This is a genomic window from Mesorhizobium sp. B2-8-5, from assembly GCF_006440675.2.
Classification (GTDB): Bacteria; Pseudomonadota; Alphaproteobacteria; order Rhizobiales; family Rhizobiaceae; genus Mesorhizobium.
Window position 1 is genome coordinate 1,483,232 of the sequence record NZ_CP083951.1, and the last position, 21,554, is coordinate 1,504,785.

Consider the following 21,554-nt stretch of genomic DNA (forward strand, 5'->3'; position numbering starts at 1 on the left):
GCCGGCAGACCCTCAGCCGCACGCCGGAACGAAGATGCGGCCGCAAAGGTTCCACCGGAGGTTCAGGATTCCAGCCAGTGGTGGATGCGTTGTGGTTGGAACAACACCCCGGTCACGACGTTGTGAACCTGTCGACACTGCCGCTCCCGACCCGCCGCTCAGAGGTTGGTCGAGGCAGTGTCATATACAAATCAGGCACGAGGAGAGACCATCATGATCCGCACTCTTTTTGCGACGACCGCGATCGCGACGCTGCTCGCAAGCGGCGCTTTAGCACAGACGACGCCCGCCCCCGCTCCACAAGCCCCAGCAGCCGAAAATCCGGCGCCGGTCATGCGCTCGGATGGCGCGCTGATGACGAACATCATCGGCGAGTCCGTTTATAACGGCACCGGCGATGACGCGCAGGACATCGGCAAGGTCGACGATGTCGTCTTGGATTCCAGCGGCAAGGCCAAATCCGCCATTATCGGGGTCGGCGGGTTCCTCGGCGTCGGCAAGAAGGACGTCGCTTTCGACTACGGCAAGCTGGAATGGGCCGAGAAGAACGGCGACCGCTGGCTAGTCGCCAAGTCCACGAAAGATGAACTGAACGCTCTGCCGGCATTCGACCGCAAGCCTTATGATCCGGCGCCAGCGCAGTCGGCCGACGCGACGCAGCCCGCTAACAATACGACGACGCAGGCTCCAGCGGCCGCACCGGCTGAGCCGGTGAACAAGGCCGAGGGCAACCTCGCCACCAACATCATGGGCGAGTCGGTCTATAACGGCACCGCGGACGACGCCCAGAAGATCGGCGACGTGAAGGACATCGTGCTTGCCAAGGACGGCAAGGCCGAGTCGCTGGTGATCGGCGTCGGCGGCTTCCTCGGCATCGGCACGAAGAACGTCACCTATGACTTCGCCAAGGCGAAATGGGCGGAGAAGAACGGCGACCGCTGGCTGGTGGCCGAGACGACGAAGGAGGAACTGCAGGCCCAGCCCGATTTCAACCGCAAGGCCTATGATCCGGCGCCGGGCTCGACGACGGCCGCGAGCAACGCTCCTGCGGCGACCACGCCCGCGGTGGTGTCTTCGGATACGACCTCCGACAAGGGGGCCAAACCGGCAGAGCCCGCCAAGTCGACGGCCGAGAACAAACCTGCGACGCCGCCGGCCCAGAGCACGGCCGAGAACAAGCCCGCCGATAACGGCACCGCCGCAACCGACCAGACCAAGACCGCTTCCATCGACAAATCGACGCTGAGCGAAATGCCGATGGGCAACATCCGTGTCGACGACCTCAAGGGCACGACGGTCTATGGCGCCAACGATGCCAAGATCGGTTCGATCGGCGATGTCGTGCTGACGCCCGACAACAAGCCGGACGCAGTCATTGTCGATGTCGGCGGCTTCCTCGGCATCGGCGCCAAGGAAGTGGCGATCGGCATGGACAAGCTCAAATTCATGACCGACAAGAACGGCAAGAAATATCTCTATACCAACTTCACCAAGGAACAGTTGCAGGCGCAGACGGCCTATGACAAGAGCAGTTATGCCGCCAACCGCGACCAGCAGCGGATGATGTTGAAATAGGGATTAGGGATTAGGCAGTAGGCAGTAGGGAATAGGCAGTAGACGAAAGAAAAGTTGGCAAAGCAACCCACGGTTTGGATATTCACTGCCTACTGCCTACTGCCTACTGCCTGACTCACGTACCCGACCACGCCATCTTCCGTCAGTTCCGCCAATGCCAGCGACTGATCGAGATGCGCGGCGCGCCAGGCGAGCATCCTTTCGGCGAACTCAAGCCGTACGGACAGATAGGCCGTGTCGCCTGCCACGTTGTTCAACTCGCCCGGGTCTTTCGAGAGATCGAAGAGAAGCGCCGGCAGACCACCGCCGAAATGGACATATTTGAACTCGGCCGTGCGGATGACGGCAAGGTTGCAGGCGCTCGATGCGATACCGAAATGGCGCTCCGCTTCGTCGTTGGCGACTGTACGGAAATCAAACTCCCAATGCGCCGCGTCGCGCCAGGTCTCCGGCTTCTTGCCCTCGATCCAGGGCATGAGCGAACGGCCGTCGAGATGGCGCTGTGGCGCGGCGCCGATCAGGTCGAGCAAGGTCGGGAAGATATCGACCGCCTCCGTGAAACGGTCGACGGATGAACCGGCCTCGGCTCTCCGGCGCGGATCGCGGATGATCAGCGGAATATGGTAGCTGGCGTCGAAGAAGCCGCCCTTGCCGAGCATGAAATGGTCGCCCATCATCTCGGCATGGTCGGAGGTCAGCACGATGACGGTGTCGTCCCAGGCGTCCGCCGATTTGATCGCCCGCCAGATGCGGCCGAGCTGCGCGTCGACCTCGGCGATCATGCCGTAATAGATCGCGCGGACTAAGCGGAAATTCTCCTCGCTCCAGTCCGGCACCTTGCCTTCGATGCCGGGAACGAATTTTGTCCGCTTCTGCCGGTCGAGATCGTAAGCGACATAGGGATGGCTTTCCGCCTCGGCCTGCCAGCTTGCAGCGCGCCGGAAGGCGGGACCATCGCCTGGATCGTACATCGTGTTGTAGGGTTCCGGCACGATGAAGGGCGGGTGTGGGCTGATGAGGGAGACATGCGCGAACCACGGCACGCTCTTCTCCTGCTCGCCGAGCCAGCGGATGAATTCGCCGGCCAGGAAAGCGGTCGGCGTCTGGTCTTGCGAATAGACGGGCGGCGCGTTGGTGACGTCGCGTTCCGCTTGCCCGTTGGCCGGACGGTGGATATCAGGGCTGCCGGCGCCGGTGTCGATGCCCTGCGCCTGCAGCCATGACAGCCACTGCTTCTGATGCTCGGGCAGGGCTTGGCGCACGGTGAATCCCGGCAGCACGCCTTCATAGCTGCGCAGCCGCGGATCCTCGGGGGAGAGTTGTCGGGGATCGAGCGAGACATCGGTGTAGCCGAACAGGGTCGGATCGTAGCCCGCCGCGCGCGCCGAAAGCGCGATATTGCCATGGCGCGCGTCGAGCGGCGTGCCGTTGCGGCAGACACGATTGTTCATCTGGTAGAGCCCGGTATAGAGGCAGGCGCGGGCCGGCGAGCAAGGAGCTGCGCCTCCGTAGTGCCGGCGGAAGAGCACGCCTTGCGCGGCGAGCGCATCCGCATTCGGCGTCTTCACCACCGGGTGGCCGGCGGCCGACAGGCAATCGCCACGCCACTGGTCGCAGGTGATGAGGAGAACATTCGGGCGGCTCGTCGGATTGTCCAAGATCGTCTCCTTGTGGAAGCGCGCCCCAGATGGAACGGAAATCACCGGCGTTGCAAGCCGAAGCCGGTGATGGATTGGTGAACATATTTTGAACAGTCGTTCACTTTTATGACACAGTCCATTCTGTGTTTGCCCGCTTTGCCGCCGGCCCGCCGATCCTCATATTGGCGTGGACAGCGGCGAGGGCCGCACAAGGACAAGGGAAGGAGCACGATCATGCTCAATCAGATCAAGGGCCTGCATCACGTCACCTCGATGGCGAGCGACGCGCGCCGCAACAACGAGTTCTTCACCAAGAAGCTCGGCCTGCGCCGGGTGAAAAAGACCGTCAATTTCGACGCACCGGATGTCTACCATCTCTATTACGCCGATGAGGTCGGCACGCCGGGCTCGGTGATGACCTATTTCCCGTTCCCCGATATCGGCCAGGGCCGACATGGCGTCGGCGAAGTCGGCACGACGGTGTTCTCGGTGCCGGAAGGCACGCTCGCCTATTGGGAAAAGCGCTTCGCCGACGAGGGCGTGGGCAACGTCGCCCGCACGGAAAATTTCGGCGAGAAGCGGCTCACCTTCACCGGTCCGGACGGCGACAGTTTCGCGCTTGTCGAGGACAAGGCCGATAAAAGGGCGCCCTGGGTCAAGGGCGGCGTTCCCGGCGACGAGGCGATCCGCGGCTTTCACTCGGTCTCGCTCCGGCTGAAGGATGGCGGCGCCACCGAGGAGCTTTTGAAGTTCATGGGCTATGAGGAGGTCGACAAGTCCGGCAACGTCCGCCGGCTGGCGATCAAGAATGGCAATGGCGCCGACGTCGTCGACATCGAATCGCTGCCAGGCGCCGGCTTTGCCAACCTCGGCGCCGGCTCGGTGCATCACGTCGCCTTCGCGGTCGAGGATCGCGCCAAACAGCTCGAAGTGCGCAAGGCGCTGATCGACACGGGCTATGGCGTCACGCCGGTCATCGATCGCGACTATTTCTGGGCGATCTATTTCCGCACGCCGGGCGGTGTGTTGTTCGAGGTGGCGACCAACGAACCGGGATTCGACCGCGACGAGGACACCGCGCATCTCGGCGAGGCGCTGAAGCTGCCGACGCAGCATCAGCATTTGCGGCCTTATCTCGAAGAGCATCTGCAGAAGCTGGAAGGCTGAGCCATGAGCAAGGACGCTTACATCCACAAGGTGCTGCCCGGTTCGCCGGGCGGCCCACTGCTCTTCGTCTTCCACGGCACCGGCGCGGATGAGAACCAGCTTCTTGGTTTCGGTCGCGAGCTTGTGCCTTCGGCGACGATCGTCTCGCCACGTGGCGACGTGTCGGAGCATGGTGCCGCCCGCTTCTTCCGCCGCACCGGCGAGGGCGTCTACGACATGGACGACCTAGCACGCGCGACATCGAAGATGGCGGGCTTCGTCAAGGCGCAAGTCGAGGCGGCAAAACCCTCGGCGGTGTTCGGCCTCGGCTACTCCAACGGCGCCAACGTCCTGGCTTCGGTGGTGTTCGCCGAGCCGAGCCTGTTCGACGCCACGGCGCTGATGCATCCGCTGATCCCGTTCGAGCCACGCATCCAGGGCAGCCTTGCCGGCCGCAGCATCCTGATCACGGCCGGCAGGCGCGACCCGATCTGTCCGCCCAGCCTGACATCGCGGCTCGAGGCTTATTCGCGCGCCGACGGCGCCGATGTCACAGTGGAATGGCACGACGGCGGGCATGAGGTTCGGCCGAATGAAATCGAAGCGGCGCGGCGGCTGTTCGCGCTCGCGCCCGCTGAAGGAGGCAAGAACAATGGCTGACCAACTGCCCGAGATCGAACTGGAGGACCGCGGCTCCAAGGGACGCTACGTGCTGCGCGGCCCCGGCGGCGCCGAGGCTGAGATGACCTTCACCAAGATCGGCGAGCACCAGCTCATCATCGACCACACCGAGGTGCCGGATGTCTTTCGCGGCCAGGGCGCCGGGCTTCGGCTCGTCACCCGCGCGGTCGAGGACGCACGCGCGGCCGGCAAGAAGATCATCCCGCTCTGCCCCTTCGCCAACGCCCAGTTCCGCCGCCATCCGGAATGGGCGGATGTGCTGAAGCAATGAGCTTTCCCTTCTGGGAGAAGGTGGATCGGCGCGCGGCGCCGAGACGGATGAGGGATGCTCCAGCGGGGTGAGACGTCGGCATTCCCTGGAACCCCCCTTCATCCGTCGCCTTCGGCGACCTTCTCCCATAGGGGGCCCACAAGGGGAGAAGGAGAAGCCCTTGGCATTTGCACGGCCCGATCATCTTGCCTAAGTTGACGGTTCGCCCGGACGAAACCTGTCGTCCCGCCTGTCCCCGATTTGAATGGCTTCCCTGATGACCGATACCGACCTGATCCCCGTTTTCGACGGACATAACGACACGCTGCTTCGGCTCTACCAGTCGAAGGAAGCCGACGTCGAAAAGCTGTTCATCGAGGGGACGCCGGGCGGCCATATCGACCTGCCGCGCGCCAGGAAGGGCGGCTTTGCCGGCGGCATGTTCGCTATCTTTCCGCCGCCGGTCGAGAAGTCGAAGCGCAGCGCCGTGCCGCCGGCGCCGAGCGACAATGAACCGCTGCCGCCGGAGCTGCCGCAGGCCGAGGCGATCACCTCGACCATCGGCATGGCCTCGATCCTGTTTCGGCTGGAGCGTGCCGGCGCGTTGACCGTCTGCCGCAGCGCCGGCGATGTGCGTGACGCGATGGCGAAGGGCTCGATCGCGGCGGTGTTCCACATCGAAGGCGTCGAGGCGATCGATCCCGGGCTTGCCATGCTCGACGTGCTGCACGCCGCAGGCCTGCGCTCGCTGGGCATCGTCTGGAGCCGCCCCAACGCCTTCGGCAATGGCGTGCCGTTCCGCTTTCCGTCGTCGCCCGACACCGGACCGGGCCTCACCGACGCCGGCAAGGCGCTGGTCAAGGCCTGCAATCAGCTCAGGATCATGATCGACCTCTCGCATCTCAACGAGAAGGGTTTTCGCGATGTCGCGGCGCTGAGCGACGCGCCGCTGGTCGCCACCCATTCCAACGTGCATGCGATCTGCGGCCACTCGCGCAACCTGACCGACTGGCAGCTCGGCGCGATCCGCGAGTCGGGCGGCATGGTCGGCCTCAACTTCGCCACCGGCTTCCTGCGCGAGGACGGCCGCATGAATGCCGACACCAGTATTGATGTCATGGTGCGCCACATCGACTCGCTTTTACAGGCGCTGGGCGAGGACGGCGTCGGGCTAGGCTCGGATTTCGACGGCGCCATGATCCCAGCCCCCATCGGCGACGTCGCCGGCCTGCCGAAGCTCATCGACGCGCTCGCCGCGCGCGGTTTCGGGCGCGCGCTGATCGAGAAGATCGCCTATCGCAACTGGTTGAGCGTGTTGGAAAGGACGATCGGATAGGCCACCCCGTGTGAAGGCACAATCCGGGACGCTGGGATTGGAGCCAGAACGCTCCCCACTTCGTCATTCCAGGGTCTGCGCCGCGTCGCTTCGCTCGTTGCTCCGCCCTAGAATGACGAGGTGAAGGGCTGCTTAACCACCCATGCGCTTCAGCCAGTCCTTGCCGACCCCGCGGTCGCGGATGATCGGCAAGGGATTTTCCGCGTCGAGCCGGGCGCAGATGCGGTAGACCTCCAGCGTCTCGGCGTTCATCTCGCCGCGCTTGAAGAAGAACATCGCCGCCGCGTAGCGGGTGCGGCCGGACCACATCTCGCCGAGCGGCGTGTTGACCAACTGCCACTGCTCGGTGGCTTCCGCTTCCAGGTCCTCCGCTTCGCTTGCCATGGTCAAAAGTCCGCGGGCGGATCGGCTGTGCGGCGGTCGAGCTTGATGAAGGGCCGCTGCACCACCTTCGCCTTCTTCATCAGCTTCTGGTACTGCAGCTCGCGCATGGCGTAAATCTCGACCCAGAGGTCGTCGACGATGGTATCGCCATAAGGCCGCTGCAGCGAGGCAAGCGCGATGTTGCGCTTGGCCATGGGCGACCACATCGCCGCGCTGACCAATCCGACCTCCTGGCCTTTCTTGTAGTAGACGATGGCATGCTCGGCGGGAATGTTGCCTTCGATCTCCAGCCCGACCAGCACGTGGCGAAGCCTCTTCTTGGCGCGGGCTTCCAGGATGGCGCGGCGACCGTTGAAGTGGCCCTTGTCCGGATCGATCATGAAGCCGAGGCCGATCTCGTCCGGCATGCGCAGGCGGTCCGTGCGGATGGCGTGCTCGGCAGCTGTGAAGTCACTGTTGGCGACGATCAGCCCGGCTTCGAGGCGAGCGCGGTTCAGCGCGGTATAGCCGATGGCGCGGATCCCGCGCAGTTCGCCCGCCGCCATCAGCCGGTCCCACAGGCTCAGCGCCTTGTCCGCCGGCACGAACATCTCGTAGCCGAGATCGCCGGTGAAGCCGGTGCGCGAGATGGTGACTTTGCCAGTTCCTTGGGGAGCGCCATCATGCGCGAATTCGGCGAGGTCGAAGAGCTTCAGCCGATCGACGCCGGCAAAGCCCGCGTCACGCAGGACGGCGAACGAGGTCGGGCCCTGCAGCGCCAAGCCGGCAACCGCCTCGGTCTCTTCCTCGACGCTGACGTCATAGCCGATCGCGCTGTCCAGCAGCCAGGGCAAGTGCCGCTCCTGCGAGCACAGCCGGAAGCGTGTCGGCGAGAACCGGAACAAAGTGCCGTCGTCGAGCACGAAACCTTCGTCGTCGCACCAGGCGGTGTAGTGGACGCGGCCGGGCTTCAGCCTTGTCACGTCGCGCAAGGTGACGCGGTCGAGATAGGCTTCGGCGTCCGGACCTTCGACCCGGTATTTGGTCATCGGCGAGATGTCGAAGAGTGCTGCCTGACTGCGGATGGCGAAATATTCGAGCTCCTCATCCCACAGCGAATGCGGCGCGCGGTAGCCGGCCCAACTGTACCAATCCTGCTTCAGCCCCAGCGCGTCAATGCGTGGCTGGAAGGGCGTGCCGAGCCGCAGCGTGCGGAAGTGGGATTGCGCGGCTGCACGGGCTTCGGCTGACGGCTTGATGGTTGGATGATGGTTCATGACGGCGTTCCTTCGCGCCCCCCTCTGTCCTGCCGGACATCTCCCCCACAAGGGGGGAGATTGGCCGTCGCCCCGGCTTTCCCCAATCGCCAACGTTGCAGGAGGTGAGCCGGACGCGCGGACAGCTGATCTCCCCCCAAGTGGGGGAGATGGGCGGCAGGCCAGAGGGGGGCGCCGTAGAGCGCGGCTTCGACGATTTGCAAAAACATACCTAGGCCCTCATCGCGATGATGCGGCGCGCGGCGTTGAGGCCGGGCGCGCCGGAGATGCCGCCGCCCGGATGCGAACCGGCGCCGGCAAGGAACAGCCCTTCGAGCGGCGTGTCGTAGCCCGACCAGCCGGAGACGGGCCGCGACATCAGCATCTGGTCGGCTTGCAACTCGCCATGGTGCCAATGGCCGCCGGGCATGCGGTAGCGCGCCTCGATGTCGGCGGGCGTCAACAGCTCGGCGTGGCGCACCGTCGCGCCGATGCCGGGCGCATAGGTTTCGAGCTGCGCCATGATCGCCTTGAGGAATTGCGGCTTGCCGGCGGTCCAGCCCTCTTTCAGCGCGTAGGGCGCGTATTGCACCACCGCCGAGAGCACGCAGGCGCCGGACGGCGCGAGCGATGGATCGGCTAAGCTGGGCAGCGTGATCTCCATCACCGGCTCGGGCGAGAATTCGCCATATTTCGACGGGTTGAAGGCGCGCTCGACATGGTCGGGCGAAGGCGCGATGACGAGGCGGCCCTTGTGGCCGGCGATGTCGACGCCAGTGAATTGCGGCGGCCGATCGAGCGCCAGATGCAGCTTTGCCGCGTCGCCCTTCATGCGGATGTTCTTCACCTTGCGCACGAAGCCGGTGTCGACCTCGCGCGGGCCGACGAGATCAAGGATCGTCGTTGCGGGATTGATGGCGGAAACGACGGTCTTGGCGCGCAAGGTTTCGCCGCTCTGCGTGACGACACCGACGGCGCGGCCCTTCTCGACGATGACCTTGGCGACCGGCGAAGCCGGGCGGATCGAAACGCCCGCGCTTTCCGCCGCCGCGCGGATGGGGGCGATGACGGCGCCCATGCCGCCTTTCGGCTGCATCTGCGCACCGGCGAGGCCACCGATCTCGCCGGCGAGCCTATAGTAGAGGCCGAGCAGCGAGGTCGGCGAGCGCGGGCCGAGATGCGAGCCGAGCGTCGCGTCGAAGGCGAGCAAGCCCTTCAGCCGGTCGTCCGAAAGCTGCTCGTCAAGCAGGTCGTAGACATTCATCAAAAGCACGCGCAGGAAGTCGCGCATATCTTCCTTGCCGAGCCGCTTCAGCGCCAACGCGGTCTGGCCGAGCCCGGTCATTTCCGCCAGCGACATGCCGGCAAGGTCCGGCGGCTGGCGCGACAGGAAAGGCTTCAGCACGCCGGCGTAGCGCAGCAATTGCGAGCGCAGGTCTTTCCAGGCGGACTGCTCCGAAGGGCTGGCGCCGGTCAACACCTCGCCATAGGCGCCATGCAGCACCAGCGGACCGTCTCTCGACAGCGCCACCGATGGCACGAAATCGCCGCGCTCGACTTTCAGCCCGTGCCGCTCCAGATCCAGCGTCTTCACCACATCGGGATGCAGGCGATTGAGCAGATGGGCGACGGCGGAAACGCGGAAGCCCGGCGCGAATTCCTCGGTGCGCGCGGCGCCGCCGACATCGTTGCCGGCTTCGAAGACCAGCACCTTGCGTCCCGACTTCGCCAGCGTGGCGGCGGCGACAAGGCCGTTATGGCCGCCGCCGATGACGATGGCGTCCCAGTTCAAATCAGATGACGTCATGGGCCGGGCTCATATGCAGGGTTGGCTTGGCGAGATCGCGCAGGATCTCGGCGGCGGCGTTGCGTCCGGGCGCTCCCATGACGCCGCCGCCGGGATGAGTGGAGGAGCCGCACATATAGAGCCCGCCGACCGGCGAGCGGTATTGCGCGTAGCCCGGCACCGGGCGATTGAACAGCAACTGGTCGAAGGTGAGTTCGCCCTGAAAAATGTTGCCTTCGGTGAGGCCGACCTCGGCCTCGATCTCGCGCGGCGTGCGCACTTCCATGTGGACGATGCGGTCGCGGAAGCCGGGCGAATATTCGGCGATCTGCGCAATCACGCTCTCGGCGAAACCGTCGCGGTCGGCGTCGGTCCAGTCGCGGCCGTCTATCTTGGGTGGCGCGTATTGCACGAAGCAACTCATGAAGTGCTTGCCGGGCGGCGCCATGGTCGGGTCGAGCGTGGTTGGGATCATCATGTCGAGGAAGGGATCGGCCGACCAGCGCCCGGCCTTCCAGTCGTCATAGGCGCGTTCCATGCGCTCGATGGAATCGGTGAAATGCATGTCGGCGCGATAGACCGGCGAGTCCTTCGGCAGAGCCGGGAATTCGGGCAGCGAATCCAGCGCGATGTTGACCTTGCCGGAGGAGCCGCGGATTTTGAAATTCTTGACGCGGCGCAGGAAGATGTCGGGCAGTTCCTTTTCCTCGACCAGCTTCAGGAAGGTGCGCTTGACGTCGGCATTGGAGATGACGAGCTTACCAAAAATCTCCTCGCCGCCGGCGAGCACCACGCCCTTCGCCTTGCCGTTCCTGATCAACACGTGGTCGACCTCGGCGCCGGTGCGGATGGTGCCGCCGCTGGCCTTGAAGGAGGCGGCCAGCGCCTTGGTGACGGCGCCCATGCCGCCGCGCGCATAGCCCCAGGCGCCGACCGAGCCGTCGACCTCGCCCATATAGTGGTGGAGCAACACATAGGCCGTGCCGGGCGACATCGGGCCGAGCGCCGTGCCGATGATGCCGGAAAGCGCGAAGTTCGCCTTGATGACGTCGGTCTCGAAATACTCGTCGAGGAAGTCCGAGATCGACATCGTCCAGAAGCGCAGGGTCAGCGCCATTTCCTCGGCCGAGAGACCGGCGAATTTCTTCCCCAGATAGAGCAGTTCGCCGAGATCGCGCGGCCTGAAGCTGGTCGGGTCGGGCGCGGTGCGCATCAAGAGCGGCTGGATGAAGCGGCACTGCCTTGTGACGTCGCGCGAATAGCGGTCATAGGCCTCGGCATCGCGCTTCGAGAAACGGGCGAACTCGCGGCGATGCGCGTCGTGGTCGCGGTAATTGGCGAGATAGTCGCCGTCGCGCGTGAACACCGCGCCGCCTTCATAGGAGATTACCTGCAGGCCGAAGCGCGGCAGCTCGAGATCGCGCATGATCTCGGGCCTGAACAGCGAGCAGACATAGGAGCAGTTCGAATAGAGGAAGCCCGGCGTCAGCTCGCGGCTGGTGGCCGCGCCACCGACCCAGTCTTTCTTCTCGACCACCAGCACATCCAGGCCGGCGCGCTGCAGATAGCAGGCGTTGACCAGCCCGTTGTGGCCGCCGCCGATGACGATCGCGTCCCATGCCTTCATGCGCGCCGAGCCTCCATCCGGTTTCCCTATCTTCTTGTTTTTGCGCAATTCCGGACGGAAAACCGCTTCACACTTTTCCTGGAATCGCTCGGTGCGTTTTGTTCCCCGATTGCCCGAATTTGGCACGGATCACAGTTTTTTGTCCAGTCATATTGAATGAATGTTCAACAAATGGTGTTGCGTTTTCCCGTTGATGCGCTAGGCTTTGCCTGCGTTCTGGACTGATCCACATCGGCATTTGGGGTTGAAGATCCGATGATCGAAACGGCTGACGCCGAGCCGGAATATGACGACACCGCCATTCGCTTCCTCGAAGCGCTGTGGGGCGAGGGCTACCTGTCGCCCGGCGGTCCCGAAGAGGTCGACCGCGTGGTCGAAGGCTTGTCGCTCCAGGGCAAGACGATCCTCGATGTCGGTTGCGGCGCCGGCGGCATCACGCTGCATCTGGCGGCAACGCACGGCGCGGCTCGGGCCACCGGCTTCGACGTCGAAAAGCCGGTGATCGAGACGGCAAGGCGAGGGGCGGCCCGGCAAGGTCTCGAAGACCGTGTCGGCTTCGTCCAAGCGCCGCCGGGGCCGCTGCCTTTCGCGGACGCTTCCTTCGACGTCGTCTTCTCCAAGGACGCGCTGCTGCATGTGCCGGACAAGGACGCGCTATTCGCCGAAATTTTTCGCGTGCTGAAGCTCGGCGGGGTGTTTGCCGCGTCGAACTGGATGATCGGGCATGACGGCGAGCCGTCGCCTCAGATGAAGGCTTATGTCGCGGCCGAGGGGCTCTCCTTCGCCATGGCCTCGCCGGCACGCTATGCCGAAGCGATGCGGCGCGCCGGCTTTACCGACATCGCCGTCCGCGACCGCAATCCATGGTACCGCGAGGTCGCGCGGGAAGAACTGGCGCGCCTCAAGGGACCCCTCTACGCGCAGGCCGCCGCGGCGGTTGGCGCGGCCTATGTCGACAAGAACATCAAGACCTGGGAGGCGATGCAGAAGGTGCTTGACAGTGGCGAGCACCGCCCCACTCATCTGCGCGGTTGGAAGCCGGTCGGATAGCCGGCAATGCTGGAGATCGTCACACCCATGAAGACTGCAGAGGCGAGCGACGCTCTCCCCGAAACGACGCGCAAGGGCGATGCCGAAAAGCGCGGCCGCAAGGCCTCGAAAGAGGTCAGGCAGCTGCAGCTGATCGAGGCGACGATCGATTCGCTGGCCAAGCGCGGCTATGCCGAAACGACGATGGCCGACGTGGCCGACGGCGCGGGCCTGTCGCGCGGCATCGTCAACTTCCATTTCGAGAGCAAGGAAAAGCTGCTGATCGCCACGCTGCAGCACATGTATGACGAGTATTCGGCGCATTGGCGCACGGCCTTGCAGAAGGCGGGCGACGATCCGGCCAGGCAACTGCAGCAGCTGGTATGGGCCGATTTCGATCGCTCGATCTGCAACAAGCGCAAGCTCGCCGCCTGGCTCGCCTTCTGGGGCGAGGCCAAATCGCGGCCGACCTACCAGGCGCTGAGCAGCTCGCGTGACAATTACTACCAGCAGGTCTTCATCGATCTCTGCACGACGCTCAAACAGAGCGGCGGCTATGCCTATGACCCTCAGGTCATCGCCCTGGCGCTCAGCGCCATGCTCGAAGGCCTGTGGCTGCGGCTGATGATGGGGACGGAGGACACGACGCGCGAGACGGCCTTGCAGTCGGCGAATGCATTTTTGGCCGCCGCTTTCCCGAAACATTACGGTTAGCAACAGCCGGCCGCCAAGACCGGCAAGACCAAAAGAGGATGGAACAGCATGAAGAAACTCAGCCGACGCCTGACATTGACATTGGCGCTTGGCGGCGCGCTCGCGGCCTCCGCGGCAGCGTTCGCCGTCGCCGCCGACAAGGACCTGATCGTGTTCGACTGGTCCGGCTACGAGGATCCGAGCTTCCATGGCAAATATGTCGAGAAGAACGGCGACTCGCCGACCTTCGCCTTCTTCGGCGACGAGGACGAGGCGTTCGAAAAGATCCGCTCCGGCTTCAAGTCCGATCTCGGGCATCCCTGCTCGCAGAGCGTGGTGAAGTGGCGCGAGGCGGGCCTGCTGCAGCCGCTCGACACGTCCAAGATCGCAGGCTGGAAGGATCTCAACCCCGGGATCATGGCGATGAAGGACCTTGCCACGACGTCCGACGGCAAGGCCTGGTTCATGCCATGGGACTGGGGCAATACCCAACTCACCTACAATTCCGACAAGATCGCCGAAAAGGACGTGCAGTCGCTGAAGGCCTTCGCCGATCCGAAATACAAGGGCAAGGTTTCGATCGGCGACAATGTCGACGACGCCTACGCGCTGGCCAGCCTCGCCATCGGGCTCAAGGACTGGACCAAGATGACGGACGACCAGTTCAAGCAGGCGTCCGACTTCCTGCGCCAGGTGCACAAGAATGTGCGCTCCTACTGGACCGACACAACCGACATCGTGCAGCTGCTCTCCGGCGGCGAAGTCGATCTCGCCTGGGCCTGGAACGACGCGGCGGTGCAGTCGCAGGCCGCCGGCGTGCCGATCAAGTCCAAGAAGGACACCGACGAAGGCATCTCGACCTGGGTGTGCGGCTATGTGCTGTTCAAGGACGCGCCCGGCAACATCGACAAGGCCTATGACTACCTCAACGCCGTCAACGATCCGGAAGTCGCCAAGGTGCTGGTCAAGGATTGGGGCTACGGCCAAGCCAATGCCAAGGGCATGGCCGGCGTCGACCCGGCGATCCTGAAGGAAAAGGGCTATGACGACGTGGGAAAATTCGTCGACAAGACGCTGTTCCAGTCGCCGGTGCCGTCCGCGCTCAAGCTCAAGATGATCGCCGAGTTCGAGAAGATCAAAGCCGGCTATTGAGCCGAACTTCAGCGGCCCGCTCACTACAAAGCAGAGCAAGGTGAGCGGGCTCGCCAAAGCCCGGGAATTCTCCTAACCTCTCCCGATATGTCCGCGATGGGGGAGTTTCTCGCGCCATGAAAACCATGCTTCGCCGCTTTGCCTTGGCTGCCGTCGTCACCGTCGGCGCGGGTACTGCCTTTGCGCTTGCCGAAGGCGGCGGCGACCTCGTCGTCTTCGACTGGTCCGGCTACGAGGACCCGCTGCTGCACCCGGCCTACGCCGCCAAACACGGCGCCGAGCCGACCTTCTCCTTCTTCGGCGACGAGGACGAGGCCTTCGAGAAGATGCGCGCCGGCTTCAAGGCCGATATCGCGCATCCCTGCTCGCAAAGCGTGGTGAAATGGCGCGAGGTCGGGTTGCTGAAACCGCTCGACACCTCGAAGATCACCGGCTGGAAGGACCTCAATCCAGGCATCATGGCGATGAAGGATCTGGCCACCACCGCTGACGGCAAGGCCTGGTTCATGCCTTTCGACTGGGGCAATACCTCATTGCTCTATCGCACCGACAAGGTGACCGCCGACGAGGCGCAGTCGCTGAAGATCTTCGCCGATCCGAAATTCAAGGGCCGCGTCACCATCGGCGACAATGTCGACGACGCCTATGCGCTGGCGAGCCTGGTCATCGGCCTGAAGGACTGGACCAAGATGACGGATGAGCAGTTCAAACAGGCCTCCGCCTTCCTGCGCGACGTGCACAAGAACATCCGCTTCTACTGGACCGACGACACCGACCTCAACCAGGCCTTCACGGGCAATGAAGTCGACCTGGTCTGGGGCTGGAACGAGACCTATGTGACGCTGAAAGGCCAGGATCTGCCGATCGCCATGAACCGCGACACCAAGGAAGGCATCTCGACCTGGGTGTGCGGCTATGTGCTGCTCAAGGATGCGCCGGGCAAGCCCGACCAGGCCTATGATTTCCTGAGCGCCGTCAACGCGCCGGACGTTTCGGAGTATATGGTGAAAACCTTCGGCTACGGTCACGGCAACAGCGCGGGCATGGCGGCGATGGACCATAAGCTGCTCACCGACCGCGGCTTCGACAATCTCGACAAATTCCTCGACAAGACGCTGCTCCAGCAGCCGGTTGCGCCGGATTTGAAGCAGCGCATGGTCGCCGAGTTCGAGAAGATCAAGGCCGGCTATTGAGCAGCATCATCGAAAGAACCGACGTCGTCATCGTCGGCGCCGGCTTCACCGGCCTGTCCGCCGCGCTCGACTTTCAGCGCGCCGGCGTCGATTTCCTTGTGCTGGAGGCGCGCGACCGCGTCGGTGGCAGGGTGGAGGCTGTCCGCAATGGGCTCGGCGAACTGATCGACAGCGGCGGCCAGTTCCTGTGCCAGGACATGCCTGAGCTGATGGCGCTGGCCAAGGCGCGCGGCAAGACTTTCGTCGAGACCTATATCGAAGGCGAGTTCATCACCCATCCGTGGATGTCGGTCGAGGAGGCCGAGCGGACCTACCAGGTCGCGATGGCGATCCGCGAGCGCATGAACAGGATCGAGCCGGACGATCCGTCGATCGCAGGGCTGACGGTCGCGACATGGCTCGAGCGCCAGAAAGACACGACCGACGCCAAGGCAGCCTTCCGTTCGATGATCGAAGGCCTGTGGTGCCTGGCGCTGGACAAGGTGCCGCTGTGGTACCTGATCGACAATGATCGCCGCATCACCAACGAAGTATTCGAGCTGCAGTATTTCCTGCGCGAGACGATGCAGTCGCTGGCCGACGATTTGGCGGCGGATCTTGGTGATCGGCTGCGGCTGGGCGAAGCCGCGACGCGGATCGAGCGTGCGCGGCAAGGCGTTCGCGTCGTCTCGACCGGAGGCGCTATAGAGGCGCGCACGGCGCTGGTCGCCCTGCCGCCTGCGACGGCCGCGAAGCTCGACTTCACACCTGCCCTGCCGGCTGCGCTCGCAAGCGCGCTCGGCGTCTGGGAAAGCGGCGCGGTGATCAAGATCCTGGTGCGCTATGCCAGCCCATTCTGGCGTGAGCGGGACCTGTGCGGCATGGTCATGTGGCGCGACCAGCCGGGGCTGTTCGCCTGCGACGCCAGCACGGATGCCGACCATGCCGCGCTTATCGTCTTCGTCGGCGGGCCACTGGCGCTGCGCTGGCACCCGCTCGGCGCGGCGGCATTGCAGGCGGAAGTCGTTGCAAGGCTTGTCGAGGCGCTCGGCCCGCGAGCCGCCGACGTCGTCGATTTCAGCGCGCGCGACTGGACGCATGACCGGTGGAGCGGCGGCGCCTATAGCGACCTCATCGTCGACGTGACCGCGCGGCATGCCGAACGAGCAATTCTCGCGGGCGCGCCGCCCGTCTATTTCGCCGCTTCGGAAGTGTCGCCGTCTTTCCCGGGCTATGTCGAAGGGGCGATCGTCGCCGGCCGCATCGCGGCCGGCAAGATTCAGTCGGCCATCGCCACCAGCGCCTCGGGGTCGTAGGCGAGGCGGATCGGCGCGCCGACCGGAATGTCGTCGGCGCCGAAATCGTTGGTCTCGGTTACCGAGAGCGGCTTCTCCAGCCCCGGTATCTCGACGATCAGATGCGTGATCTCGCCGAAATAGTGGCGCTCCACCACCTTGCCCGCGACCTCGAACTTTGCCGTCGCGGTGTCCCACAAAACACGCAGCCGCTCCGGCCGGATGCCAAGCGTGGCCGCGCCGCCATTGCGCACGAAAGCCCTCGGCTTGTCGATCTTGACGCGGCCGAAGCCCAACGTGTCGAGCACCATTGAAGTCCCGTTTTCCTCGACGATCTCGGCCTTGACGAAGTTCATGCCGCCGAGGAAGTCGGCCACTTGGCGATTGACCGGGCGCTGATAGATCTCCTTCGGCGAGGCGACCTGCGCGATCTTGCCGCCGAACATCACGGCGATGCGATCCGACATCGCCAGGGCCTCGTACTGGTCGTGCGTGACCAGCACGAAGGTGATGCCGACCGCCTGCTGCAGGCGGCGCAATTCGACCTGCATCTGCTCGCGCAGCTTCTTGTCCAGCGCCGAAAGCGGTTCGTCGAGCAGCAGCACTTTCGGCCGCATGACCAGCGCGCGGGCGAGTGCGACGCGCTGGCGCTGGCCGCCGGAAAGCTCGGTGGCGCGGCGCTTGCCGAGGCCGGTCAGCGACACCTGCGCCAATGCTTCCTCGACGCGGCGCTTCTCCTCGCCGGCGTCGAGCCTCAGCCGTCTCAGCCCATAGGCGACATTCTGCTCGACATTGAGATGCGGGAAGATCGCGTAGCTCTGGAAGACCATGTTGGTCGGCCGGCGGTTGGCGGGGATGCCGTCCATCGGCTGGCCGTCGACGGCGATGGAGCCGCTGGTCGGCGTGTCGAAACCGGCGATCATGCGCAAGAGCGTGGTCTTGCCGCAGCCGGAAGGCCCGAGCAGCGAGAAGAATTCGCCCTCCCTGATCGTCAGCGAGGCATTGTCCAGCGCCTTGAAGGCGCCGTAGCTGCGCGTGACGTCGCGGATCTCGATCATGGTGCGATCCGATTGCGTGCGCTCGGACTGGACGCGCTCAAGCATAGAGGCCTCCCTCATTCTGGGTGCGCCTCGCCGCACGGCGGCGCAGGATTTCGGCAATCGTCATCAGCAGGAAGGACGCAAAGAGCAGCAAGGTGCCGAGCGCCAGCACGCCGGGAAGCTTGGCCGCGAAACGCAGCTGGCCCCAGATGTAGATCGGCAGCGTCGCCTCGGTGCCGGTGAGGAAAAAGGCGATGATGAACTCGTCGAGCGAGATGGTGAAGCAGACGAGCAGGCTGGAGATGATCGCTGGCGCGACCATCGGCAGCGTCACGCGCCGGAAGGTCCCGAAGGCGCTCTCGCCGAGATCGGCCGAAGCCTCCTCCAGGCTGCGGTCGAAACCTTCGAAGCCGGAGGTCAGCACGGTCATCGAATAGGGAATGCAGACCAGCACATGGCCGAGCACGACGGTGAACAGCGACAGGCTCAAGCCGAGTTGCAGCATGACCAGCAGCATGGAGATGGCGACGATTACCTCCGGCAGCACCAGCGGCGCCATGATCAGCCCATTGATGGCGCGGCGGCCCGGGTAACGGTAGCGGGTGATCGAGCGGGCGGCGAGGATGCCCAGCACCGTCGACAGGATCGCGGCGGATGCGCCGACGATCAGGCTGTTCCAGGTGGCGTCGATCAGTGCCGGCGTGCGCGGCAGGTCCTCGTACCAGTGCAGCGTGACGCCCGAGAGCGGGAATTTCGGCGTCGCTGCCGTATTGATCGAGAAGATCGGCAGGAAGATCACCGGCAGATAAAGGAAAAGCAGATAGAGAACGGCGTAACTCGAGAGCCAGCCGGGTAGGAAACGTCTTATCGCCGTCATCGTGCCAGCCTCTGCAGGGCGCGGAAGACCAGCACGGTGGCGCCGGCCATCAGCGAGACGATGATCATGGTGGTGACGGAGAGCGCGGCACCCAGCGGCCAGTTCGACGCCTTGCCGAACTGCGCCTGGATTGCATTGGCGATCATCACGCCGTCCTTGCCGCCGACCAGCTTCGGCGTGACGTAGTCGCCAACGGTCGGGATCATGACGATCAGCGCCGCCGAGATGACGCCGGGCGCCGACAGCGGCAAGGTGACGCGCAGGAAGGAGCGCAGCGGCCCGTCGCCGAGGTCGGTCGCCGCTTCGACCAGGGTCCGGTCGACCTTCTCCAGCGAAACGAAGATCGGCAGGATGGCGAAGGTCGCCCAGGCATGGGTCAGCGTGATGATGACGGCGGTGGAATTGTAGAGCAGCGCGTCCGATGGCTCTTGGATGATGCCGAGGCCCATCAGGCCGGAGTTGAGCACGCCGTTATAGCCGAGGATCACTTTCCACGACATCACGCGCAGCAGGTAGCTGGTCCAGAACGGGATGGTTATGAGGAACAGCCACAGGCTCTTGTGGCGGCCGCCATGGAAGGAAATGAAATAGGCGATCGGGTAGGCAAGGGCCACGGTCAGCAGGCTGACGGTCAGCGAGATGTAGAGCGAGCGCCAGAGCAGGTCGCGGTAGATCGGCTCGGTCAGCGCGATCCGGTAATTCTCCAGCGTGAATGTGTGGTCGATGGTGAGATAGTTCTGCGTCCAGAAGGAATGCGCGATGACGACCAGGATCGGCAGGACCAGAAGAATAAGGGCATAAACGAAGGTCGGACTGATCAGGGCAAAGCCCTGGACGGCTTCCGATTGCAGAAGGGGACTTCGTCTCGATCCCGCCATGCGCAGCGGGGGCGACCCTTCCGCAGCCGCTGTCATTGCAGCGCTCCGGGCGTAATTTCAGTAGCTGGCTCGGACTGTCCCGCCATGCGGCCTTCCCATTCGTGGCGCCGGTTGCCTGTTCCCGATTTATGCTCGGAGCGCGATCGCTCCCTGGCTTGCCGGCTTTCTTTCATCATGAGCGCATCCGCCGATTGAAATCAAGCGCTATTTCTGCGATATTGATTGAACGGATATTCAAAATGAAGTGAGGAAAAGCCGAATTTCCATGGTTTTCCACGCCGTTTGATATCCGAGGAAAATTCAACAACCCTGGCAATGCGAGGCGAAAATGGCGGCTCAAAGCAAGATCAAGGCAAGCGAACTCATCGAGCCCGGCGATGAGGACGCGGTCGAGCTCGCCAAGCGCCATCTCGTGCAGCCCTGGCCTTATGCCGGCTCGGTCGGCAACGAAGCTCGCGCGCTGATCGCCGAGGGCGACGGCATCTACATCACCGACGGCTCCGGCAAGCGCCTGATCGACGGCCCGGCCGGCATGTGGTGCATCAATGTCGGCCATCGCCGCGAGGAACTGGCCAAGGTCATGTACGACCAAGCGATGGCGCTCTCCTACAACACGCCCTGGTACACGATGAACGCGCCCTCGGCCGAGCTTGCCTGGCGCATCGCCGATGCGGCGCCTGGCGACCTCAGCCACACCCTCTTCACCACCGGCGGCTCTTCGGCGGTGGAGACGGCGCTGCGCTTCATGCAGTTCTACAACAATGTGCGCGGACGGCCGGAGAAGAAGCTCATCCTCAGCCGCGGCGGCGCCTATCACGGCTCGACCTATCTGTCGGCCTCGCTCAACGGCCGCCCGCGCGACCGCGACTGGATGGACGGCGCCGACGAACTGGTGGTCAAGCTGTCCTCGCCCGATCCGTTCCGGCGCCCGAAAGGCATGAGCATTGCCGCCTTCACCGATTTCCTGGTCGACCAGTTCCGCGACACCGTCGCGCGTGTCGGCGCCGACCGGATCGGTGCCTTTGTCGGCGAACCGGTGCAGGCTTCCGGAGGCGTCATCGTGCCGCCGGATGGGTATCTGAAACGCATCCGCGAGATCTGCCGCGAGAACGATATCCTCTATGTCTCGGACGAGGTGGTGACCGGCTTCGGGCGACTCGGCCATGTCTTTGCCTCCGGCGACGTGTTCGGCATCGACCCGGACATGATCACCTTCGCCAAGGGCGTCACATCGGGCTATTTCCCGCTCGGCGGCGTCATCATCTCCGAGCGGCTGCTGGAAGAGCTGCGTCGTTCCAACCATCCGGATGCGCTGTTCGGCCACGGGCTCACCTACACCAGTCATCCGATCGGTTGCGCGGTGGCGCTGAAGAATCTCGACCTGCTGGAAGAGGGCGTGCTCGCCCATACGCGCGAGATCGCGCCCTATTTCCAGGCGCGGCTGAAGACGCTGGAAGAGCTGCCGCTGGTCGGCGAGGTGCGCGGCCTCGGCCTGATGGGTTGCGTCGAATGCGTCGCGGACCGCGAGAGCAAGGATCCGCTGCAGCTCGACAAGGATGTGGGAAAGCGTATCGACGCCCACTGCCACGAGCTTGGCCTCCTGGTGCGGCCGCTGATCAACATGTGCGTGATGTCGCCGCCGCTGATCATCAGCCGCGAGCAGGTCGACGACATGGTCGGCATCCTGCGCGAAGGCATTTCGCGGACCATGGATGATTTGCGGAAAGAGGGCGTGTGGCGGGGGTGACCCTCTCTTCC

At 64.3% G+C, this 21,554-nt stretch carries 19 protein-coding genes; 11 read left to right on the top strand and 8 right to left on the bottom strand.

What is annotated here, in order from left to right:
- Positions 1–213: 213 nt before the first annotated feature.
- Positions 214–1,575 carry a PRC-barrel domain-containing protein gene (locus FJ430_RS07235; protein ID WP_140704747.1) on the top strand — a complete coding sequence of 454 codons (1,362 nt, stop codon included), beginning with the start codon at positions 214–216 and terminating at the stop codon, positions 1,573–1,575.
- 89 nt (positions 1,576–1,664) lie between these two features.
- On the opposite strand, the gene FJ430_RS07240 is transcribed toward FJ430_RS07235, so the two are convergent.
- Positions 1,665–3,233: an alkaline phosphatase family protein gene (locus tag FJ430_RS07240; RefSeq protein WP_140704749.1), complete on the bottom strand. Its 1,569-nt coding sequence runs from the start codon at positions 3,231–3,233 to the stop codon at positions 1,665–1,667.
- Positions 3,234–3,449: 216 nt separating this feature from the next.
- On the opposite strand from FJ430_RS07240, the gene FJ430_RS07245 reads away from it, so the two are divergent.
- From FJ430_RS07245 to FJ430_RS07260, 4 genes are all read left to right on the top strand, one after another.
- Positions 3,450–4,382: a VOC family protein gene (locus FJ430_RS07245; RefSeq protein WP_140704751.1), complete on the top strand. Its 933-nt coding sequence runs from the start codon at positions 3,450–3,452 to the stop codon at positions 4,380–4,382.
- A gap of 3 nt (positions 4,383–4,385) precedes the next feature.
- Positions 4,386–5,021, top strand: a complete 636-nt coding sequence (locus tag FJ430_RS07250) for an alpha/beta hydrolase (RefSeq protein WP_140704753.1) — start codon at positions 4,386–4,388, stop codon at positions 5,019–5,021.
- Positions 5,014–5,313, top strand: coding sequence for a GNAT family N-acetyltransferase (locus FJ430_RS07255; protein ID WP_027166574.1), 300 nt, complete (start codon positions 5,014–5,016; stop codon positions 5,311–5,313). Before FJ430_RS07250 ends, FJ430_RS07255 begins: the two co-directional genes overlap by 8 nt.
- A 256-nt stretch (positions 5,314–5,569) precedes the next feature.
- The gene (locus FJ430_RS07260; RefSeq protein WP_140704755.1) at positions 5,570–6,628 is read left to right on the top strand and encodes a dipeptidase; all 1,059 of its coding nucleotides are present in this window, start codon (positions 5,570–5,572) and stop codon (positions 6,626–6,628) included.
- A 132-nt stretch (positions 6,629–6,760) separates the two neighbouring features.
- Here the strand turns inward: FJ430_RS07260 and FJ430_RS07265 are convergent, their stop codons facing one another.
- The 4 genes from FJ430_RS07265 to FJ430_RS07280 all read right to left on the bottom strand — a co-directional run bounded on the left by FJ430_RS07265 (position 6,761) and on the right by FJ430_RS07280 (position 11,660).
- The gene (locus FJ430_RS07265) at positions 6,761–7,012 is read right to left on the bottom strand and encodes a hypothetical protein (protein WP_140704757.1); all 252 of its coding nucleotides are present in this window, start codon (positions 7,010–7,012) and stop codon (positions 6,761–6,763) included.
- A gap of 2 nt (positions 7,013–7,014) precedes the next feature.
- Entirely contained in the window at positions 7,015–8,268 is a 1,254-nt protein-coding gene (locus FJ430_RS07270) for an aminomethyltransferase family protein (protein WP_140704759.1), read from the bottom strand.
- Between the two features lie 211 nt (positions 8,269–8,479).
- Positions 8,480–10,054: a phytoene desaturase family protein gene (locus tag FJ430_RS07275; protein WP_140704761.1), complete on the bottom strand. Its 1,575-nt coding sequence runs from the start codon at positions 10,052–10,054 to the stop codon at positions 8,480–8,482.
- On the bottom strand, positions 10,041–11,660 hold the full coding sequence (locus FJ430_RS07280; RefSeq protein ID WP_140704763.1) for a phytoene desaturase family protein: 1,620 nt from the start codon (positions 11,658–11,660) through the stop codon (positions 10,041–10,043). The genes FJ430_RS07275 and FJ430_RS07280 overlap by 14 nt, the downstream gene beginning before the upstream one ends.
- A 255-nt stretch (positions 11,661–11,915) precedes the next feature.
- On the opposite strand from FJ430_RS07280, the gene FJ430_RS07285 reads away from it, so the two are divergent.
- The 5 genes from FJ430_RS07285 (at position 11,916) to FJ430_RS07305 (ending at position 17,022) form a co-directional block, all read left to right on the top strand.
- Positions 11,916–12,710, top strand: coding sequence for a class I SAM-dependent methyltransferase (locus tag FJ430_RS07285; RefSeq protein WP_140704765.1), 795 nt, complete (start codon positions 11,916–11,918; stop codon positions 12,708–12,710).
- A 6-nt stretch (positions 12,711–12,716) separates the two neighbouring features.
- A complete protein-coding gene (gene betI / locus FJ430_RS07290) occupies positions 12,717–13,403 on the top strand; it encodes a transcriptional regulator BetI (RefSeq protein WP_140657962.1) in 687 nt (228 codons plus the stop codon).
- Between the two features lie 48 nt (positions 13,404–13,451).
- A complete protein-coding gene (locus FJ430_RS07295) occupies positions 13,452–14,534 on the top strand; it encodes an ABC transporter substrate-binding protein (RefSeq protein WP_140704767.1) in 1,083 nt (360 codons plus the stop codon).
- 116 nt (positions 14,535–14,650) lie between these two features.
- Complete coding sequence (locus tag FJ430_RS07300) at positions 14,651–15,727, top strand: extracellular solute-binding protein (RefSeq protein WP_140704769.1); 1,077 nt, start codon at positions 14,651–14,653, stop codon at positions 15,725–15,727.
- Complete coding sequence (locus FJ430_RS07305) at positions 15,724–17,022, top strand: flavin monoamine oxidase family protein (RefSeq protein WP_140704771.1); 1,299 nt, start codon at positions 15,724–15,726, stop codon at positions 17,020–17,022. The genes FJ430_RS07300 and FJ430_RS07305 overlap by 4 nt, the downstream gene beginning before the upstream one ends.
- Here the strand turns inward: FJ430_RS07305 and FJ430_RS07310 are convergent.
- From FJ430_RS07310 to FJ430_RS07320, 3 genes are read right to left on the bottom strand one after another with little or no spacing between them, the layout of a single operon-like run.
- Positions 16,986–18,059: an ABC transporter ATP-binding protein gene (locus FJ430_RS07310; RefSeq protein WP_140704964.1), complete on the bottom strand. Its 1,074-nt coding sequence runs from the start codon at positions 18,057–18,059 to the stop codon at positions 16,986–16,988. The genes FJ430_RS07305 and FJ430_RS07310 overlap by 37 nt on opposite strands.
- A gap of 37 nt (positions 18,060–18,096) precedes the next feature.
- Complete coding sequence (locus FJ430_RS07315; protein WP_140657954.1) at positions 18,097–18,918, bottom strand: ABC transporter permease; 822 nt, start codon at positions 18,916–18,918, stop codon at positions 18,097–18,099.
- Complete coding sequence (locus FJ430_RS07320; RefSeq protein WP_140684701.1) at positions 18,915–19,832, bottom strand: ABC transporter permease; 918 nt, start codon at positions 19,830–19,832, stop codon at positions 18,915–18,917. Before FJ430_RS07320 ends, FJ430_RS07315 begins: the two co-directional genes overlap by 4 nt.
- Positions 19,833–20,124: 292 nt before the next feature.
- Here FJ430_RS07320 and FJ430_RS07325 point away from each other — a divergent pair, with 292 nt between their 5' ends.
- Positions 20,125–21,543, top strand: a complete 1,419-nt coding sequence (locus FJ430_RS07325; protein WP_140704772.1) for an aminotransferase — start codon at positions 20,125–20,127, stop codon at positions 21,541–21,543.
- Positions 21,544–21,554: the final 11 nt, after the last annotated feature.

Excerpts from the sequence above, each read along its gene's own strand:
- FJ430_RS07235 (WP_140704747.1), top strand. The coding sequence starts at position 214 with ATGATCCGCACTCTTTTTGCGACGACCGCGATCGCGACGCTGCTCGCA.
- FJ430_RS07245 (WP_140704751.1), top strand. The coding sequence starts at position 3,450 with ATGCTCAATCAGATCAAGGGCCTGCATCACGTCACCTCGATGGCGAGC.
- FJ430_RS07250 (WP_140704753.1), top strand. The coding sequence starts at position 4,386 with ATGAGCAAGGACGCTTACATCCACAAGGTGCTGCCCGGTTCGCCGGGC.
- FJ430_RS07255 (WP_027166574.1), top strand. The coding sequence starts at position 5,014 with ATGGCTGACCAACTGCCCGAGATCGAACTGGAGGACCGCGGCTCCAAG.
- FJ430_RS07260 (WP_140704755.1), top strand. The coding sequence starts at position 5,570 with ATGACCGATACCGACCTGATCCCCGTTTTCGACGGACATAACGACACG.
- FJ430_RS07265 (WP_140704757.1), bottom strand. The coding sequence starts at position 7,012 with ATGGCAAGCGAAGCGGAGGACCTGGAAGCGGAAGCCACCGAGCAGTGG.
- FJ430_RS07270 (WP_140704759.1), bottom strand. The coding sequence starts at position 8,268 with ATGAACCATCATCCAACCATCAAGCCGTCAGCCGAAGCCCGTGCAGCC.
- FJ430_RS07275 (WP_140704761.1), bottom strand. The coding sequence starts at position 10,054 with ATGACGTCATCTGATTTGAACTGGGACGCCATCGTCATCGGCGGCGGC.
- FJ430_RS07280 (WP_140704763.1), bottom strand. The coding sequence starts at position 11,660 with ATGAAGGCATGGGACGCGATCGTCATCGGCGGCGGCCACAACGGGCTG.
- FJ430_RS07285 (WP_140704765.1), top strand. The coding sequence starts at position 11,916 with ATGATCGAAACGGCTGACGCCGAGCCGGAATATGACGACACCGCCATT.
- betI (WP_140657962.1), top strand. The coding sequence starts at position 12,717 with ATGCTGGAGATCGTCACACCCATGAAGACTGCAGAGGCGAGCGACGCT.
- FJ430_RS07295 (WP_140704767.1), top strand. The coding sequence starts at position 13,452 with ATGAAGAAACTCAGCCGACGCCTGACATTGACATTGGCGCTTGGCGGC.
- FJ430_RS07300 (WP_140704769.1), top strand. The coding sequence starts at position 14,651 with ATGAAAACCATGCTTCGCCGCTTTGCCTTGGCTGCCGTCGTCACCGTC.
- FJ430_RS07310 (WP_140704964.1), bottom strand. The coding sequence starts at position 18,059 with ATGATCGAGATCCGCGACGTCACGCGCAGCTACGGCGCCTTCAAGGCG.
- FJ430_RS07315 (WP_140657954.1), bottom strand. The coding sequence starts at position 18,918 with ATGACGGCGATAAGACGTTTCCTACCCGGCTGGCTCTCGAGTTACGCC.
- FJ430_RS07320 (WP_140684701.1), bottom strand. The coding sequence starts at position 19,832 with ATGACAGCGGCTGCGGAAGGGTCGCCCCCGCTGCGCATGGCGGGATCG.
- FJ430_RS07325 (WP_140704772.1), top strand. The coding sequence starts at position 20,125 with ATGGCGGCTCAAAGCAAGATCAAGGCAAGCGAACTCATCGAGCCCGGC.